We start from the raw sequence: 18,377 nt of genomic DNA, 5'->3' as shown, positions 1-18,377 counted from the left end.
GTCAAAAAAGAGAAAGAGCCGGGTCCGTCGACCCGGCTCGAGTAGCTCGTCCTGAGAGCTCAGGACGCCTTCTTCTTACGCAGCGCATCGACGAACTTGATCAGTTCGATCGTGCCATCCCAGTCCTTGGTGGTGGCGGGATGGAAACCCTTCTTCTGGCCGTCGGAGAGACGGTCGAACGCCGCCTTGTCCTTGGTCGGCGCCTCGAAGAACGCCTTGGCGATCGCGGCCTTGGCGTCTTCCGGCAGGTCGGAGTTGTAGGCATAGGGGCCGTTGATGATCGGCGCCGACTTGTGGATGATGCGGAAGTCGTCCTTCTTCATCGCCGAGCCGTCGGCGTTCTTCAGCATGCCCTTGGTCAGCATCTGCGCCAGCGTGGAATCGTCGTCGCTGGTCCACTGGTTGGCGGCAACATCGACCGTGCCCTGCGACAGCGCCAGCATGGCGTTCTCGTGGCTACCGGTGAAGACGACCTTGCTGAAATAGCTGTCGGCATCCGCGATGCCCATCTTGTCAAGCTCGAAGCGCGGCACGTTATTGCCGGAGGTCGAGTTCGGGTCGACGAGGCCGAGGTTCTTGCCCTTGAGGTCGTCGACCTTCTTGTAGGGGCTGCTCGCCTTGACGAAGAACACCGAGTAGTAGCCGGTCGAGCCGTCGGCGTTGATGTCGTTGGCGAAGGCGTCGGTCTTGACGCCGGTCAGGCGGGCGCGGGCGAACGAGGCCGAGCCGTAGCTGGCGATGTGGATGTTGCCGGCGCGCTGGCCTTCGATCACGGCGGCGTAGTCGTTGGCGATGCGCAGCGTGACCTTCACGCCGAGCTGCTTCGACAGATATTCCACGAACGGGGTCCAGCGCTCAGTGACGCCGGAGGCGTTCTCGGCCGGAACAACGGCGAAGGTCAGCTCGGGATATTTGGCTTTCCAGTCTTCGGCGGAGGCCGACGAGGCGAAAGCGAGCGCGGCAGCGCCGGCAAGGATGAGTCTGCGAGTGATCATGATACCCTCTTGATCGGTTGGGATCGGTTGACGCAAAAACTGGGCAATAACGGAAGCGGCGCGGCTCAGGCCGCCGCAGCCGTTCCAAGTGCGGGAACGCCCTCGGGCGCCGGTGCAGATGCTCCGCCCATGACGTCGGCGGCTTCGAGATCGTAGAGCTCACGCGCAACGAGGTCGGTCAGCGCCGACGGGGCGCCGTCGAACACCACGCGGCCCGCCGCCATGCCGATCAGGCGATCGCAATAGGTGCGCGCCAGATCGAGCGAATGCAGGTTGCAGAGCACGGTGATGCCGAAGTGCTTGTTGATGCGCAAAAGCGCATCCATCACGATCTTGGTGTTGCGCGGGTCGAGCGAGGCGATCGGCTCGTCGGCGAGGATGATGTCGGGCTGCTGCACCAGGGCGCGGGCGATCGCCACGCGCTGCTGCTGGCCGCCGGAGAGCTGGTCGGCGCGCTGCGCGGCGAGCGAAGCGATGTCGAACTGCTCGAGCGCGGACATCGCCAGCGCCTTGTCCTGCTCGGGCCAGATCTGCGAGAGCGAGCGCCAGGCCGGGATGGTGGCGAGGCGCCCCATCAGGACGTTGGTCAGCACGTCGAGCCGGCCGACCAGGTTGAACTGCTGGAAGATCATGGCCGAACGCGCCCGCCACTGCCGCAGCTCCTTGCCGCGCAACGCGGTGACGTCCAGACCGTCGAACACGATGCGGCCCTGCGTCGGCGTCACGAGACGGTTGATGGTCCGCAGCAGGGTCGACTTGCCGGCGCCGGAGCGCCCGATCACACCGACGAAGCCGCCGGGGGAAATTTGAAACGAAGCGTCGTCCACCGCGGCTTTTGCGCCGAAGCGGCACGTCAGACCTTCAACCACCAGCATGCAGGGCTCCAGAGTAGCTGGAAGCCACCGCTAACGCCGGCGCTTGACACTTGTGTGACACACGCGTTGCGGTGCGGCGATCCTACACACCTCGTCCCCTGTCATCACCGCGTCATGACATCGTCATCAAGCCACTCGAAGAGGAGTGCCCGCCCTCGCATTACGGATGTAACATGGCCGGTAAGAAGCTTTCGGTTCAACCGACCATCGATGCTTCCGCAAAACTGCATGAGACCAGGCTCGGCGCCTATACCGAGGTCGGCGCGCGCACCATCCTGCACGAAGTCGCGATGGGCGATTACTCCTATGTCGTGAACGACGCCCAGATCACCTACACGACGATCGGAAAGTTCTGCTCGATCGCAGCGATGACGCGGATCAATCCGGGCAATCATCCGATGCATCGCGCTACGCAAGCGCACTTCACCTATCGGTCCAGCGCCTATTTCGAAGGCGAGAGCGATGACACCGAGTTCTTTGACTGGCGGCGCCAGCATCACGTCCATATCGGCCATGACGTTTGGATCGGCCACGGCGCCATCGTGCTGCCGGGCCGCAACATCGGCACCGGCGCGGTGATCGCAGCCGGCGCCATCGTCACCAAGGACGTCCCGGCCTACACCATCGTCGCCGGCAATCCGGCGCGCATCGTGCGGCGACGGTTCTCGGAAGAAATCGCCGGGCGGCTCGCCAAGCTCGCGTGGTGGGATTGGGATCACGACAAATTGCGTGAAGCACTGCCCAATTTCCGCAAACTCGGGATTGAAGATTTCCTCGCGGCATACGAAGCACGGACGAATTCCACAACCAGCAAACGAAGCGCGGTCGCGTGACAGACATTTTCATTGAGGGCGGCCGGGCCCTGATCGGCACCGAGCTCATCGAGACATCGCTTCTCGTGTCCGGAACTGATATCGCCGAGGTCGATGCCTCGCGCGGCCGGGCGCGGCTTTCGATCGATGCGCGCAATCTCCTGGTGCTGCCCGGCATCGTCGACCTCCATGGCGACGCCTTCGAGCGGCAGATGATGCCGCGCGCCGGCGTCGACTTTCCGATCGACGTCGCGCTCGCTGACAGCGACCGCCAGGCGATCAGCAACGGTATCACCACTGTGTTCCACGCCACCACCTGCTCGTGGGAGCCGGGCCTGCGCAGCGCCGACAACGCACGCGGGCTGATGGAGGCGATCGAACGCCAGCGTCCGCAATTCGCCGCCGACACCCGCTTCCACCTGAGGCACGAGACCTACAATCTCGACGCCGAGGCCGAGATGACCCAGTGGCTCGCCGAAGGCCGCGTCGACCTGTTCGCCTTCAACGACCACATGGACGGCACGGTTGCCGATATGGCCAAGCCGCGCAAGCGCAACCGCATGGTCGAGCGCACGGGGCTGTCGGCTGAGGATTTTGACAAGCTGGTCGATCGCGTGGTCGCGCGCGCCGCAGAGGTTCCGGCTTCCGTCTCGCGACTGGCCGCGGTTGCTCGCGCAGCCGAAGTGCGGATGCTCTCGCATGACGACGCGACACCGGCGATGCGCCGGGAGTTTCGCGAGCTTGGCGCTGACATCGCGGAGTTTCCGATCAACGAGGAGACGGCGCGCGCCGCGGCAAGCCATGGCGATGCCATCGTCTACGGCGCGCCGAACGTCGTGCGCGGCGGCAGCCACACCGGCTGGACCAAGGCGTCCGACATGATCGCCAAGGGGCTCTGCTCGGTCCTGGCCTCGGACTATTACTATCCCGCGCAGCTGCTCGCCGCGTTCCGCCTCGCCGCCGACGGCATGTTGCCGCTGACCGAGGCCTGGAGCCTCGTTTCTGCGGGACCTGCGCGCGCGACCGGCCTCACCGATCGCGGCGTGCTCGCGGAGTGCCGCCGGGCCGACATCATCCTCGTCGACGACACGGCGCCATTGCGGCCGCGGCTGATCGCCGTGATCTCGGGCGGCAAGCTCGTGCACCTCACCGATGCGACGCGGCTGCTCGCAACTGCGCCGACGCCGCGCGAGGCTGTCGTTGCGGCATAAACCGGTTATGTTCGGGCAATGACAGGCTTTCCCCGCTACGCGATCTATTTTGCCGCAGGCCGCGACAGCGCCCTCACCCGGTTCGGCGCTGAGCTGCTCGGCTATGATGCCTATACAGGCGACGAACTGCCGTTTCCCGCGGATGCATTGCGCATCGCGCCGGACTGGCGCGATGTCACCAGCGATCCCCGCAAATACGGCTTTCACGCCACGCTGAAGGCGCCGATGACGCTTGCGCCCGGCAAGACCGAGGCCGAGTTGTCGGCTGCCTGTGCGAGCTTCGCCGGCAAGGCGCGGCCGATCCCAGCGATCAGCCCGATCGTGGATTCCATCAGCGGCTTCATTGCGGTGATTCCGGCCGAGCCTGTGGACGCACTTCAACAGCTCGCTGCCGATTGCGTCCGCGAGTTCGATTCCTTTCGTCCGGCCTTGACCGCGGAGGACCGCGCGCGGCGCAAGCCCGAAAAGCTGAGCGAGCGCCAGCGCGATTATCTCGATCGCTGGGGCTATCCTTACGTGATGGAGGAATTCCGATTCCACATGACGCTGACGGGGCGGCTGGATGCGGGACGGCGCGGGCCGATTCTGGAGATGCTGCGGGGAAGCTTTGCGGCGCTGAAGCTCCATACGCTGACGGTCGACCGCATCGCGCTGTTCAAGCAGGATGACGCCAAGGCGCGCTTTCGCATCATCGGCGAGTGGGCTCTGACGCTCTGAACCTCAGCGCCAGCTCGCAAGATTGAAGGCGAGCGCCACCGCGCCGACCAGAACGAGGCTGGACGCCCAGACTGCATCCAGGTTGAACCAGCTTCGCGAGACGAACTTCAATCCCAGATAGCGGTAGACCAGCCACGCCAGACACCCGCCGGCGCCGACCATGGCGGTCACGTGAACCAGCGACACCAGTACCGCCATCCCGAGACTTGCCTGCATCAGCGCGCCCGCTGCCTCATGGCCGGCATCGAGCTCGAAGGCCTGACAAAGCCCAAGATAGATCGGCACGAGCATCAAAGCGGCGCCGTGAGCAATGGCGACGGCAAATGACCAAAGCGCCAGTTGCGTCGGCGGAATTCGTGCCAACGCGCGGGGATGGCGCCGCGCGATCAGCTGATAGACGCCGAAGCCGATGACGACAAGGCTCGCGACCAGCTGGATTGGACGCTGCCACGCGGCCAGTACGAGCAGGAACGCGAATGGCAGCAGCACGAGAAGTGTTGCCAGGAGATGCCCGGCCGAGAGGGCCCACAACGCACCAAAGAGCGCGCGTGGGCTCTTGTCCATGAGCCCAGCCGAAACGGCGAGCGGCCATCCCATTCCCGGATTGACGCCATGGTAGAGACCGCTCGCAACAAGCGCGAGCCACAGCCAGCCGACTGCCGGGCTCGCGTGCCCCCAATCTAGACCGACGGGTAGCAAAAGGAGTCCGTCGAACAATCGCCGCCCTCGAGCCTGATCTGGTGCGCACGATATCCGTCGGGGAAGCTCACGAAATAGTCCTTGTCGAGCTCGAGGCCGCCATTGCGACCGACATTGGCCATGACCTCCACGCCCGGAACCCCGTCGGGATAGAACTGGTCGTCCCAGGTGGAATAGAGCGAATTGGTCCAGTACACGCGCCTGCCGTCGCGGCTGATCTCGACCATCTGCGGACCACCCGCATATGTCTTGCCACTCGGATGCGGCGCGCGGCGCACGATACCTCCGGTATGTACCGAGCCCGCAAGCTTGGGCTTTCTGGGATCGCTGACATCGTACTGGCGCATCTCGCCGGTGCCCCAACAGGAGACATAGAGGAATCTATCGTCCATCGACAGGTCGATATCGGTCACCAGCGGCGGCACGGCGCCAAAGCCCTGCAATAGCGGCGGAAGCTTCTCCTTGTCGGCAGGCTCCGGCGGGATGGTCGCCGTCTTCTCGGCGTGGAATTTTCCGCCCTCGCGCCACCAGGTCCAGATCGAACCTTCGAGATTGGTGGTGTCGACCACCACGCCGGCAAAGCCGTACTCGCGAACCGGATCGTGCGCTGGCCGCACCTCCAGCGCCATCTGATGGTTGGCGCCGAGATCGATGGTCTGCACGTTGCGGCGGGCACGAAGGTCCCAGAAGTGGAGACGATGGCCATATTTGTTTGCCAGCAGGTCTTCCGGGACGATCCCGTTCTCGAACTGCGGCGGCAGCGCCCATTCGCTCGACACCATGTAGTCGCGCGGCAGGTTCCACCAGAAATCATAATGCAGTGTCTGCGGACCGCGGTCGATCTCCCATCGACCAAGCACCTCGAACGTCTCGCAATCCATGATGAAGACACCCGGAGGTCCGTTGGTGCCGTCCTTGCCGCCGCCGCCCAGCGTGCTCACATAGACGCCGTCCGGCCCGCAATGGATCGTATGCGGCCGTGAGTAGCCGGTCTTCCTGAAGACCTCCTCCGGTTCGATGATCTTGTGGATCTTGGCCTGGGTCGGATCTGGCTTGGTATCGATGATGTAGATCCGCGACGAGCGCAGCCCAGGGATGATGAGATAGCGCCGCTCGATGAAGGCGTGTCCGGTGAGCGGCGACAAGGCGGAGGAGCAGGCATTCCAGCCGAAATGATGAAACTCATCGCCCTTGTTGGGCATCGTAACGGTATGAACGATCTGGCTATAGGTCGGCGATCCCGGCTTGACGTCGATGACCGCGAGAGCATCCGGCTTTGAGAAATCCGGACTGAGCAGCAACGTGTAGGCAAAGTTCTCCGCTGGTGCTTCCATCGCAAGCTTGGGCGATGCGTGAAAGGTGGGATCCGGCCTCATCGTCATGGCACTGCCTCCCTGTTCTGTCGGTTCGCGCCAACCTGGCTCGGGATAGCGGCATAATGAAGAACTGGTCCGCGATGTCTTGAGATGCATCCCGCGGGCTTGGTCGGCGAGCGTACAATATGCCATTGCCGAGCTGCGGGGAACGGTCCGAGCCGCGCTAATTCGACGCCTTCAGGCGATACAGGCCGATGAGGTGAGGCGAGCGCGTACCTCACCCACAGTGTCGTCCCGGCGAAGGCCGGCAACTGTTATGTTGGGTTGGCTTTCAGGTACGGCTTTCTGTCACGCATCATGGCATTGAGGACCGTTAGCAGCTTCCTGGCGACGGCAATGAGGGCGAGCTTGGCTGGTTTGCCGGCCCGTCGCAGCCGTGCGTAGAAGGCCTTGAACGGATCGGCCCTGCGAACCGCGTTGAGCGCAGCCATGTAGAGGGCGTCACGGACGCGCTTTCGGCCGCCGGCAATCTTGCGTTTGCCGCGGAAGGCTCCGCTGTCGACGTTGAAGGGAGCCAGGCCGGCGAGCGCCGCGATCTGCTTGGCTCCCACATGTCCGAGTTCCGGCATCTTCGCGATGAGTTGCATGCAAGCCACGGGACCCACGCCAGGCAGTGAGCGCATCAATCGCGCATCGTCCGCAATCTCTCGCTCGGCTTTGATTAGTCCCCTGATGTCGGCCTCGATCTCGGCGATCTCGCCGTCGAGGACTTCAATGAGGCGACCGATGCGCTCGGCCATGGCACGGTCGTCGGTCTCGCTGCGCCGGTTCTTCTCCTGCGCGCGCATGCGAACCAGCTGATCTCGCCGTTTTGCAAGTCCCGCCAAGGCGTTGCGGGCGGGATTGGCAGTCGGCTCGGTTGCTGGCTGCATGGCCCGCGCAAAGGCTGCCAGCATTCGCGCGTCGATCGGGTCGGTCTTGGCGAGCTGCCCGCTGGCGCGCGCGAAGTCACGAGCCCGGGCCGGGTTGATCCGGGCGAAACGGATGCCGGCCTCGCTCAGCGCTTCGCGAAGCTCGAGGTCATAAACACCCGTGGCCTCGAAGACGACCAGCACATCGCATCGCCAACGCGCCGCGATCTGGGTGATGGCCTGCGTCGCGTTGGCGATGCGCTCCGGCACGCCCAGGCCTTCATCGAAGATATCGAGATATTGTTTGGAGACGTCGATTCCGACGCAACGAAGGGGTATGATCACGGTGCCTGTCCCTGTGATGCGAGGTCTGTTGGCGCAGCCTCGTGCAACTGTTCAGGTTGGTAATGGAACGGGCGGGAGACCGAGCCGGCTCACGGCGTCAAGCGCCAAGGACCCAACGGCTTCCCGCCCAACCCATCCTGACAGACTTCCAAGACACAGGGACCCATAACCACAGGGAGAGGTTTATAGAGTCAGCTGCCAACTCCAAGTCTTCGCCACACTTCTCCCTGTGGTTATGGGTCCCGGATCGGCGCGCGCTTAGGCGCGCTTGTCCTGGACGACACTGAATGTTTGGCGCTACTTCCTCCACTGCAGACCTTCGTAGGGTGGGCAAAGCGGAGCGTGCCCACCACCTGTCGCCGTCGGTAAAGGTGGTGGGCACGGCGCTCCGCGCCTTTGCCCACCCTACGACAGCAGAGCGTATCGCCGCTACTTCCCCCACCGCAGCGCCAGCGCATCGCGTTCCTTGGCGAGCTCCAGCAGCCCCGCCCGCGTTGCCGGATGCAGCGGTTGCAAGGGATGGCGTACCGCTTCCGACTTGATCACGCCGCCGGCCTGCATCATCGCCTTGCAGGCGATCAGGCCGCATTGGCGGTTCTCGTAGTTGATCAGCGGCAGCCAGCGCTCATAGGCGGCTTTCGCCTTTTCGCGATCGCCGGCGAAATAGGGATCGATGATCTGGCGGATGCCGTCGGGATAGCCGCCGCCGGTCATCGCGCCGGTGGCGCCGGCGTCGAGATCGGCGAGCAGCGTGATCGCCTCCTCACCGTCCCAGGGACCCTCGATGTCCTTGCCGCCCGCCTCGATCAGGCTGCGGAGCTTTGAAGCAGCGCCGGGCACCTCGATCTTGAAATAGCGGATGTTGGAAAACTCCCGCGACAAGCGCGCGAGCAGCTCGACCGACAGCGGCGTGCCCGCGACCGGCGCATCCTGGATCATGATGGGAATGGTGATCGCGCCGGAGAGCACCTTGAAGAATTCGACGATGCCCTTCTCGGGCACGCGGAAGGTCGCGCCGTGATAAGGCGGCATCACCATCACCATGGCAGCACCCGCGGCCTCAGCCTGCTTGCTGCGCGCCGCGCAGACGGCGGAGCTGAAATGCGTGGTGGTGACGATGACGGGAACCCGGCCAGCGACATGCTCCAGCACGGCATGCATGACGGTTTCGCGCTCGGCATCCGTGAGCACGAACTGCTCGGAGAAGTTTGCGAGGATGCAGAGGCCGTGCGAGCCGGCATCGATCATGAAATCGATGCAGCGGCCCTGGCCTTCGAGATCGAGCTCGCCGCGCTCGTCGAAGATGGTGGGCGCAACCGGGAACACGCCGCGATAGGGGCGCTGGGCCTTGTGTGGGGTGACCGGCATCGAACTCTCCATCCCTGAGGTATCTTGCGTCTGGTGCCGCGCTCGTGCGGCGGCACAGATGTACTCGCCGCGCGAACCGGCGGCAATGCCCGCGCGACGTCGGGATGGAAGAACTGAGTGAAGCTAGGCGGTCTTCACCGCGCCGAGGAAGCCCTCGACCGCGACGCGGAGACGATCGGCATCCGCCGACATCTTCTTCACGGATTCGGATAGCACCGTGCCGGCGTTGCCGGTCTCCTGGTTCAGCCTGGCGACGCTGCCGATGGTGTCGGTGACCTCGCGGGTGCCCTGGGCTGCCTGCTGGAAGTTGCGCGAGATCTCGGTGGTGGCCGCGCGCTGCTGCTCGACCGCGGCCGCAATCGCCGTCATCTTCTCGTCGATGCCGCTGATGGCGCCGCCGATGGCGCGGATCGCGGTCACCGCCTGGCCGGTTGCGCCCTGGATCTCCTCGACCTGGCGCGAGATCTCTTCCGTCGCGGTCGCCGTTTGCGCCGCAAGGCTCTTGACCTCGCCGGCGACCACCGCGAAGCCGCGGCCGGCTTCACCGGCGCGTGCGGCTTCGATGGTTGCGTTCAGCGCGAGGAGATTGGTCTGGCCGGCAATGGCGTGGATCATCTTCACGACTTCGCCGATGCGGCTTGCGGTCTGGTCGAGGATCTCGACCGTGGCGTTGGTCTGCTCGGCCTGCGACACGGCCTCGCGCGCCTCGCGGGCGCTCGACTGCACCTGTGCGGAAATCTCGCCGACGGACGCCGAGAGCTCTTCGGTTGCAGCTGCGATGGTCTCGAGATTGTTGGTGGCCTGCTCGGCGGCGGAGGAGACCGCCGCGGTCTGGCTGCTCGATTCCGAAACCAGCGAGCGCACGCCGGTCGCGGTGGCGTCGAGCTCCTTGGTCGAGGCCACCACGCTCTGGATGACCGCCTGCACGGTATCGTCGAAGCTGTGGCAGGCCGCATCGACGGTGCCGGAGCGGGCGAGCTGCAGCGCCTGCTGCGATTCGCGTTCCTGGCCGAGGCGCTCGGCGGTTGCCGCGCTCTCGCGCAGGCTTTCTAGCGCGGCGGCCATGGTGCCGAACTCGTCCGGATATTTTGATTGCGGCACCGGCGTCGCATAGTCGCGGGCGCTGATGCGCGCGATCGCGTCGAGGATGGCGCGCACCGGGCGCATCAGGCGGTTGCGCACGACGTACACGCCGGCCATGGTCACGGCGAGCGCGAGCAGGAAGGCGAGCGACTGCACGATGAGCTTGGTCAGCGCCGTCGTCTGAACCGCCTCGGCGCGCGCGATCGACTGGTCGAGCGCCTTGGTCGCCACGCCGACAATCAGCGGGAACGGCGACTGGCACAGCGTGTTCCATTCGGACGCCGGCATCGCGGGCTTGCCGCTGCCATCAAAATTCTTGGTGAGATCGCCGATCTGCTTGAGGACGCCGTCGGTCTTGGCCTTGGCCTCCGTCGCGGCCGTCACCAGCTCCGCCGTCACATCTGGCGCAGCCAATAGCTCCGCCATGCCGGCCCAGCCGGAGTTGATCGTGCCGTCCCATTGCGCCACGGACCGCTTCTGGGCGTCGTCGAGCGGCTTGCTGCTGTTGACGTTCGAGCGCAGCGACGAGCAATGGATGCCGTAACGGTCGCGCACCTGCCAGGCGAAGCGGCGGACCTGGATCATGCGCGCGATGTAGGGATCGTTCATCCAGGCGCGGTTCGACACCGCGGTCGAGGCGAGGTTCGCGGTGTCGATCACCTTGGTGACGGCATCGTACCAGGAATTGGTCCGCTCGATCTTGCGCTCGGCGCGCGGACGCTTGGCTTCGTCGTAGAACAGCTGGAACTGCGGCGCGGCGTCGCTCCAGCGCTGCTTCAGCGTGCCGGCGAGCTCGTCACGGCGGACGAATTCAATGGTAGCAAGCGCGGCGATGATCCCGTCATAGCCGGCCTGCTCGGCCTTCTCGGCTTCGGCGAGCTTTGCCTTGGGATCGTCCTCGCCAAGGATGGCGCTCTGGGCATCGCCGCGATTGTTGCGCAGGGACAGCACGCCATGGAAGATCGCCTTGTCGGCAGCGGCAAGCCGCGCAGTCTCGAGGCTGTCGCTGTAGCGGCCGAAGGCTCCGACCATCTGGATCGCGGTCGAGGCGAGCGCGCCCACGGCCAGCAGGGCCATCAAGGTCAGGAGAAGCGAGCTTACCGATTTCTTAAACATTGCCATGGGGGTCAGGGGGCCTGCTTTGTAACTGCGGGCCACCCTGCATCGCGACATGCCAAGGATCGGTTAAGGTTTTAGTCAAATTGCCGGGAGTTCCCCGGCCTACTGACGCTTTACGCTAGCGAAATCAGGCAACCTTGGTGAAATCGGGCGGGCGGCGCTCGGCAAAAGCGGTGAACACCTCGCGGGCCTCGGCGGTGCGCAGCCGCTGCGCGAACTGCTCGCTCTCGGCCTGCATCTGCGCCACCAGCGCCTCGCCATTGCGCATCAGCTTCTTGGTCGCGGTGAGCGCGCCGGCCGGCTGGCGGGCGAGACGCTGCGCCAGCGCGAGCGCCTCGGCATCGAGCTTGTCGAGCGGCACCACGCGGTTGGCGAGGCCCCATTCCAGCGCCGATTTGGCCGGAACGGTCTCGCCGAGCGCGAACATCTCATAGGCCCGGGCATGGCCTATCCGCGCCGGCATCAACAGGCTGGAGGCGGCTTCCGGCACCAGCGCGAGGCTGACGAAGGGCGTCGACAATTGCGTGTTGTCGGCGAGCACGACGAGGTCGCAATGCAGCAGCATCGTGGTGCCGACGCCGACCGCGCGGCCCTGCACCGCCGCGACCAGCGGCCGGGTGCAGCGCGCCAGCGACTGGATGAAGCGCACGACGTTGCGGCTGCCTTCCGACTTGCCCGATGCGACGGCCGCGAACTCGCCGACGTCGTTGCCGGCGGTGAACATGTCGCCCTCGCCGCGGATCAGGATCACGCGGGCGGACGGATCGAACTCGGCGGATTCGATGCTGTCGGCGAGCTTGCCGTACATCGCATCGGTCAGCGCGTTCTTCTTGTCGGGGCGCGCCAAAGTGAGCGTGAGAATTCCGCTGTTGTTCTCAACTCGCACATGCTCGGTCATTGCTCTACTCCTTCTCGTCTGAACTTCTTGGAAACTTGTCCTGGATGCTCGTCAGCCAGCGCGCGACGATGTCGATCTCCGCAGCTGTAAATCCTTCCATCAGCGCCGCGTTGATCTCGGCAGCTTCAGTCTTCGCCTGGGCCAGCACGGTGCGTCCCTTCGGCGTCAGCCAGACACGAAAGGCGCGGCCGTCCTCGCGATCGGCCCGCCGCTCGACCAGCCGCGCCGCAGCAGAGCGATCGACCAGCCCCGAGATACCAGCCGGCCCCATATCGAGCGCGGCGCCTGCCTCGCCCATCAGCACGCCGTCCTGCTTGCCGAGGATGAACAGCAGCCCCGCCTGCGCCGGCGTCACCTCGTTCGAGGGCTGTGCCGCCATCCAGCGCTGCAGCCGGCGCTGCGCGACGTTCAGCAGATAGATCAGACGGTGATGCTTCGCCTCGGGCGATTTATTTCGCATGCGAAGCATATAATCGCAGTCCAGCAAATTGTCAAAACCTACCGTCGCTAGTCGCCCGACGTCCCGCGGCACCCGTCGAGCAGAATGGCGGCGCATACCTTCGCCCGCGTCTCGATCTCCTTGCGCGAGGGCAGCGTCAGGCTGGCATAGATTGCCGCGCGCTGCGGCGCAGACACCATCATGCCAATCATCATCCCGGCGGCTTCATCGACGTTATCGAGTGCGATGCGCTTCTTCTTGACCTGGTCGCGAAGCCAGCCCGCCAGCGCCGCCGCAGTGCGGGCGATGCCGTCCCTGTAGAAATTCGCGGCAAGGTCGGGAAACGTGGCCGATTGCTGCAGCACCATACGCTGGAGCGCCACGACCTCCGGATCGAGCGCGAGATCGGCACAGGCGACCAGCACGGCCGCCAGGCTCGTTTCGATGTCGGCCTGATTGTTGGCCTGAAGATTGACGTCGGAGAGCAATCGCTCGAGCCGGTCCGCGCACATCGCTTCGAACAGAGCCGCCTTGCCCGGAAACAGCCGATAGAGAGTCTTGGTGGAGATGCCGGCGCCGCGTGCCAGCTCTTCGGTGCTGGTTGCTGCGTAGCCGTCGACCGCGAAGGCGTGCCGTGCGGCCTCGATGACGATTCGCTTCGTCTCGTCGTCGCTGCGCACCGGGGGCCGCCCGCGCGGGCGACATTCTGATGACGGTTTTGCCTGAGCCATGTTTTTAGATGATGCCTGTCATTCCATTGACAGTCCCAAAGCTAGTCCTATTTTGGAAATCGTCAAGTTTCCTAATTCAAGGGAGCCGGCCATGACCGTGCACACCACCCCGTCCAAGACTGAAGCCACCGTGGTCCCGCCCCCTGGGCTGGAGGGCGTCCTGCCCGCCCCGTCGCAACCGGCGCGCCGCCAAAAGCTGAACCTTCGCAAGCTGTTGCTAGCAGGCGTGGCGGCCGCCGCCCTCGCCGGCACAATCTGGTACGGCTACGATTACTGGACCGTCGGCCGCTTCCTCGTCTCCACCGATGACGCCTATGTGAAGGCCGACAACACCACCATCGCGCCGAAGGTCAGCGGCTATCTCGACCGCGTCCTGGTCGGCGATAACGAGCATGTGAAGGCCGGCCAGGTGCTGGCCCGGATCGACGACCGCGATTTCCGCGTCGCGCTCGATCAGGCCAAGGCCGATGTCGCTGCCGCCAACGCGACGGTGACCAGCAAGCAGGCCCAGCTCGACGTTCAGGAGGCCGTGATCGCCGCGGCGAAGGCGACCATCGATGTCGACACGGCGGCAAAGACCTTCGCGCAGCAGGAGAACAAGCGCTACAGCGACCTCGCCAAGACCGGCTATGGCAGCGTCCAGAACGCGCAGCAGGCGCAGGCACGCGATGCCGGCGCGGACGCCGCGATCGCACGCGATAATGCCAACCTCATCTCCGCACAGAAGCAGGTCGATCTGCTCAAGGCCGAGATCGTGCAGGCAAAAGCCGCAGCCGCCCGCGCCGCCGCCATTCAGCGTCAGGCCGAGCTCAATCTCGGCTACACCACGATCGTCTCGCCGATCGACGGCGTCGTCGGCAACCGCACGCTGCGCGTCGGCCAGTACGTACAGGCCGGAACGCAGCTGATGTCGATCGTGCCGGCCGAGGGCGCCTATGTGGTCGCCAATTTCAAGGAGACCCAGCTCACCCACGTGCGCGCGGGCCAGACCGTCGAGATCGAGGTCGACACCTTCCCGGGCCAGGTCGTGCACGGTCACGTCGATTCCATCGCGCCGGCCAGCGGCCAGGAGTTCGCGCTGCTGCCGCCCGACAACGCCACCGGCAATTTCACCAAGATCGTGCAGCGCATCCCCGTGAAGATCGCGCTGGATGCCGAGACCGCGCCTGCGATCGCGCTGCGGCCTGGCATGTCCGTGATCCCGACGATCGCAACCCGTTCAGCGCCGACCGCGCAAGCGGCAACGACGCCCCAAGCAAAGCCTAAAGCAAAGCTCGTTTCCGGAGGGTCGTGCCATGTCAAGCAGCCTCACAATCTCGACGCCAGCACCCGCACCTCGGACCGCGACGCTTAATCGCGTTGCCGCCGATCCGAATCGCGCCAGCGCCACGGTCTGGATCGCCGTCTTCGCGGCGATGATCGGCGCCTTCATGGCGATCCTGAACATCCAGATCACCAACGCCTCGCTGCTCAACATCGAGGGCGGCATCGGCACCGGTGTCGACAACGGATCCTGGATCTCCACGTCCTACCTGATCGGCGAGATCATCGTGATTCCGCTGACCGACTACCTGTCGCGGGTGTTCTCGTTCCGCAACATCATCCTGAGCTTCGCAACGCTGTTCGCAGCCTTCTCGGTCGCCTGTGCCTTCACGCACGATCTGCCGTCGATGATCACGATGCGCGGCTTGCAGGGCTTCTTCGGCGGCGTGCTGATCCCGATGGCGTTCACGCTGGTCTTCACCAAGCTGCCGAAGGGCCAGCAGCCGATCGGTCTCGCCATGTTCTCGCTCGCCGTGACGTTTGCCCCGGCCATCGGCCCGACCATCGGTGGCTATCTCACCGAGAATTACGGCTGGCAGACCATCTTCTTCGTCAACGTGCTGCCTACCGCGGTCATGGTGACCATCCTCTTCTTCACCCTGGAACGCGCTCCCATGAATCTCGGGCTTCTGCGCGAAGGCGACTGGTTCGGCATTGCGACCATGGCAGTTGGTCTCGCCTCGCTCCAGGCCGTTCTGGAGGAAGGCAACAAGGACGACTGGTTCGGCTCGCCCTTCATCGTGCGGCTTGCGGTCATCTCCGCGGTCAGCCTGTCGCTGTTCATCTACAACGAGCTCGTGGTCGAGAAGCCGCTGCTGCGCCTGCGCCTCCTGACGCAATGGAATTTCGGCGTCGGCACCATCGCCGCGGTGTTCCTCGGCTTCGCGCTGTTCGGCTCGGTCTATCTGCTGCCGGCCTATCTCGGCCAGGTGCAGGGCTACAATGCCGAGCAGATCGGCAACGTGCTGGCCTGGACCGGCCTGCCGCAGCTCCTGCTGATTCCGCTGGTGCCGAAGCTGATGCAGCGGTTCGATGCCCGCTATATCGCGACGATCGGCCTGCTGCTGTTCGCGGCGAGCTCGTTCATGAACATCATGATGTCGCTCGACTACTCAGGCGACCAGTTCTTCATCCCCAACGTCGTGCGCGCCGTGGGTCAGGCTCTCACCCTGGCGCCACTGTCGGCGCTCAGCCTCGGCAGCGTCGCGCCGCAGGATGCGCCGGCCGCCTCCGGCATCTCCAACATGATGCGTAACCTCGGCGGCGCCATCGGCACCGCGGTGCTCGCGACCATCGTCACCAAGCGTGAGCAGTTCCACTCCAACATCATCGGCCATTCGGTCACGCTTGGCCGCGAGGAAGTCCGTGATCGCATCGCACAGATGACCAATTACTTCATCGCGCACGGTGTGCCCGACCCCAACGCCGCGCGCGAGCAGGCCATCATCGCGCTCGGCAAGACGGTCAGGCGCCAGGCGCTGGTGATGGGCTATTCCGACACCTTTGCCGTGATCGGCGTGGTGCTGGTGCTCGCCGCGATCGCGGTGATGCTGACACGGCGCGTGAAGGCGGCCGGCGGGGGTGGCGCGCACTAGGCGCGCTTCTTCTCCCTCTCCCCGTTCTTACGGGGAGAGGGTCGGGGTGAGGGGCTCTCTCTACACGTGAGATCCATCGAGAGACCCGTACCCCCTCACCCGGATCGCAAGAGCGATCCGACCTCTCCCCGCAAGCGGGGAGAGGTGAAGGGTTACGGCGCGCAGGTGAAGCTCGCCGCTTCGGTCACCGGGCCGGACTTGTACTGCGGCCAGGCCGGCCAGCGACACAGCGGCAGTGCGCGCAGCACGGCAAATGACGGTGCCTCGAGCTTCTGCTCGCTGACCTCCAGATCGCCCGGCGCCTTGCCCTTTTCCACCCAATCGACCAGCACGCTCAGCATGTCGATATTGGCGGGCGCGCCGGAGCCGACATGGTCGACGCCGGGCGCGGTGTAGAGCCGCGCGAACTCCGCGGTCTCGGCCTTGCCGAGCTTGCGCTCGACGCTCTCGAAATAGCGGATGCCGGCATAGGGACTCTGCGCGTAGTCGGCCATGTGCTCGAGCATGATCAGCCGGCCGCCCCGCGCGCGAAAGCGGCTCAGATCAGGATCGGTCGAGTCCATCAGGCTGGAGACCTCGAGCAGCCGCGCCTTGTGGTCCTCCACCTTGTAGGTCGCGACGTCGAGCTTGGGATCGCGCGCGAACACATATTGAATGCCGCCGGCGCCGTAGATCCAGGCGATGCCGTTGTTGGGTGCAGGCGGCTGTGCCGGCGGCGCGGTGCCGAGCCACCACGCGGTCCAGCCGCCGGTAGGCCCGATGGCAGGCGTGTCCTCGCCTGAGATACCCCAACCCGGATAATCGTCGAGCTCGTTGGCCAGCGCGAACGGGAATTTGTAGGTCCCATGCAGCGTGTGCACCGCCTTGACCTGCGGCTCGGTGAGGCATTGATCGCCCGTCTTGCCGGCCTCACAGCGCAGCGTCTCGACCTTGAAGGCGGCCTTGCAGGCGACGGGATCCCGCACCAGCGCATTGCCAGCACCATCGGCCTTGTCGCAAGCCGTCCGCACCGCATCGGCGACGAGCTTGACCTGCGCCGGGTTGATCCAGCCCTCGCCCATGGTCGCAAGGCCCGAACGCGTGCCGGCATGCTGCAAGCCGACCCAGTTGATGACGGGCACGCGCGAAAAGATGCCGTCGAAATCGTCGGGATAGCGCTGCGCCATGGTGAGGCCCTCGCGGCCCCCTTCGGACGAGCCCATGAAGTACATCTTCTCCGGCTTCTTGCCATAAGCGCGCTGCATCAGCGCGATGGCGGCGTCACGCACCTTCTTGTAGGCGCGGTGCGCGAAGTTCTCGAAGGCTTCGTCGTTCAGCGCGAACAGCTGCGGCGGCTCGCCCGGCTTGGATTCGTGGCCTGAATCGGTGCCGTAGGTGACGAAGCCGCGCGCCAGCGGCGACGGCTTGTCGAAAGGATAGGCCGGCGGCAGGCTGAGGCCCGTGATCAGCACGCCGTTGAAGCCGCCGCCGCCATATTGCAGCGAGCGGCCGTTCCATTCGACCGGGAGATTGACCTGGAATTTGATCGGCGGCGCCTTGGGATCGACCGGATCGATATGGCCGAGCACCTTGCAGAAGGCGGGATTGGCCGGCGTGATGCGCCCCGACGGCGTCGGTCCGCGCTCGGCCAGGGCGAGCTGCGATGGCGCCAGCGATGTCGCGGAATCGATCTTCACGACATCCGTCCCGCCGGTGAGCCCCTTGCAGACCGTGTCCGCATCCTCCGCCAGCGTCGCCGCCGAGCCGGCGCTTGCACCCATTACGGCCGCAGCACCGGCGAGCCACGCACACAGCTTCGCAATCTTGCGCGCCATCGTTTCCATCCCCACTGTCTTGATATCGTTCAGCCGATAGGCCGACCAATTCAATGCAACTGACCGCCCCCCGTCAATTGCCACAGCCTGAACCAATCGCGCCAAGGAAGATCGCGGCCTGCCTAC

The 18,377-nt window shown here is 65.1% G+C and carries 16 protein-coding genes; 5 read left to right on the top strand and 11 right to left on the bottom strand.

The genetic code is table 11. From position 1 onward, the window contains the following. Nucleotides 1-59: 59 nt before the first annotated feature. Nucleotides 60-995, bottom strand: a complete 936-nt coding sequence (phnD, locus tag WN72_RS04105; RefSeq protein ID WP_092217958.1) for a phosphonate ABC transporter substrate-binding protein — start codon at nt 993-995, stop codon at nt 60-62. A gap of 65 nt (nt 996-1,060) precedes the next feature. Beyond that, entirely contained in the window at nt 1,061-1,870 is an 810-nt protein-coding gene (phnC, locus tag WN72_RS04100; protein WP_092217957.1) for a phosphonate ABC transporter ATP-binding protein, read from the bottom strand. A 173-nt stretch (nt 1,871-2,043) separates the two neighbouring features. Between phnC and WN72_RS04095 the strand changes: the two genes are divergently transcribed. The 3 genes from WN72_RS04095 to WN72_RS04085 are packed head-to-tail and all read left to right on the top strand — an operon-like array spanning nt 2,044 to nt 4,610. Further along, nucleotides 2,044-2,703 carry a transferase hexapeptide repeat family protein gene (locus tag WN72_RS04095; protein ID WP_167381018.1) on the top strand — a complete coding sequence of 220 codons (660 nt, stop codon included), beginning with the start codon at nt 2,044-2,046 and terminating at the stop codon, nt 2,701-2,703. Continuing rightward, nucleotides 2,700-3,893, top strand: a complete 1,194-nt coding sequence (locus WN72_RS04090; RefSeq protein WP_092217955.1) for an alpha-D-ribose 1-methylphosphonate 5-triphosphate diphosphatase — start codon at nt 2,700-2,702, stop codon at nt 3,891-3,893. Before WN72_RS04095 ends, WN72_RS04090 begins: the two co-directional genes overlap by 4 nt. An 18-nt stretch (nt 3,894-3,911) precedes the next feature. Then, nucleotides 3,912-4,610 (top strand): DUF1045 domain-containing protein, encoded by a 699-nt coding sequence (locus WN72_RS04085; RefSeq protein ID WP_092217954.1) that lies wholly within the window; start codon nt 3,912-3,914, stop codon nt 4,608-4,610. 3 nt (nt 4,611-4,613) lie between these two features. Here WN72_RS04085 and WN72_RS04080 read toward each other — a convergent pair whose 3' ends face one another. The 8 genes from WN72_RS04080 to WN72_RS04045 form a co-directional block, all read right to left on the bottom strand. After that, on the bottom strand, nt 4,614-5,207 hold the full coding sequence (locus WN72_RS04080) for a hypothetical protein (RefSeq protein ID WP_092217953.1): 594 nt from the start codon (nt 5,205-5,207) through the stop codon (nt 4,614-4,616). Nucleotides 5,208-5,290: 83 nt separating this feature from the next. Further along, nucleotides 5,291-6,691, bottom strand: a complete 1,401-nt coding sequence (locus WN72_RS04075; protein WP_092217952.1) for a selenium-binding protein SBP56-related protein — start codon at nt 6,689-6,691, stop codon at nt 5,291-5,293. 248 nt (nt 6,692-6,939) lie between these two features. Further along, a complete protein-coding gene (locus tag WN72_RS04070) occupies nt 6,940-7,881 on the bottom strand; it encodes an IS110 family RNA-guided transposase (protein WP_028146463.1) in 942 nt (313 codons plus the stop codon). 429 nt (nt 7,882-8,310) lie between these two features. Then, nucleotides 8,311-9,249 (bottom strand): dihydrodipicolinate synthase family protein, encoded by a 939-nt coding sequence (locus WN72_RS04065; RefSeq protein ID WP_092219056.1) that lies wholly within the window; start codon nt 9,247-9,249, stop codon nt 8,311-8,313. A 123-nt stretch (nt 9,250-9,372) separates the two neighbouring features. Continuing rightward, nucleotides 9,373-11,454 carry a methyl-accepting chemotaxis protein gene (locus tag WN72_RS04060; protein ID WP_092218972.1) on the bottom strand — a complete coding sequence of 694 codons (2,082 nt, stop codon included), beginning with the start codon at nt 11,452-11,454 and terminating at the stop codon, nt 9,373-9,375. 124 nt (nt 11,455-11,578) lie between these two features. Then, nucleotides 11,579-12,349: an enoyl-CoA hydratase gene (locus WN72_RS04055; protein WP_092218974.1), complete on the bottom strand. Its 771-nt coding sequence runs from the start codon at nt 12,347-12,349 to the stop codon at nt 11,579-11,581. 4 nt (nt 12,350-12,353) lie between these two features. Then, nucleotides 12,354-12,809, bottom strand: coding sequence for a MarR family winged helix-turn-helix transcriptional regulator (locus tag WN72_RS04050; protein ID WP_092219059.1), 456 nt, complete (start codon nt 12,807-12,809; stop codon nt 12,354-12,356). A gap of 47 nt (nt 12,810-12,856) precedes the next feature. Beyond that, entirely contained in the window at nt 12,857-13,468 is a 612-nt protein-coding gene (locus WN72_RS04045; RefSeq protein WP_322596935.1) for a TetR/AcrR family transcriptional regulator, read from the bottom strand. Nucleotides 13,469-13,610: 142 nt separating this feature from the next. Here WN72_RS04045 and WN72_RS04040 point away from each other — a divergent pair, with 142 nt between their 5' ends. Together WN72_RS04040 and WN72_RS04035 are read left to right on the top strand one after the other, a co-directional pair. Further along, on the top strand, nt 13,611-14,873 hold the full coding sequence (locus tag WN72_RS04040; RefSeq protein ID WP_167381086.1) for an HlyD family secretion protein: 1,263 nt from the start codon (nt 13,611-13,613) through the stop codon (nt 14,871-14,873). Continuing rightward, a complete protein-coding gene (locus WN72_RS04035; protein ID WP_199820244.1) occupies nt 14,815-16,437 on the top strand; it encodes an MDR family MFS transporter in 1,623 nt (540 codons plus the stop codon). The genes WN72_RS04040 and WN72_RS04035 overlap by 59 nt, the downstream gene beginning before the upstream one ends. Before the next feature lie 152 nt (nt 16,438-16,589). On the opposite strand, the gene WN72_RS04030 is transcribed toward WN72_RS04035, so the two are convergent. Further along, nucleotides 16,590-18,251, bottom strand: a complete 1,662-nt coding sequence (locus WN72_RS04030; RefSeq protein ID WP_167381087.1) for a tannase/feruloyl esterase family alpha/beta hydrolase — start codon at nt 18,249-18,251, stop codon at nt 16,590-16,592. Between the last annotated feature and the right edge of the window lie 126 nt (nt 18,252-18,377).

It is taken from the genome of Bradyrhizobium arachidis (assembly GCF_015291705.1).
Classification (GTDB): Bacteria; Pseudomonadota; Alphaproteobacteria; order Rhizobiales; family Xanthobacteraceae; genus Bradyrhizobium; species Bradyrhizobium arachidis.
Note: the sequence above shows the minus strand (reverse complement) of the source record. Positions and strands in the feature narration are given on the sequence as shown.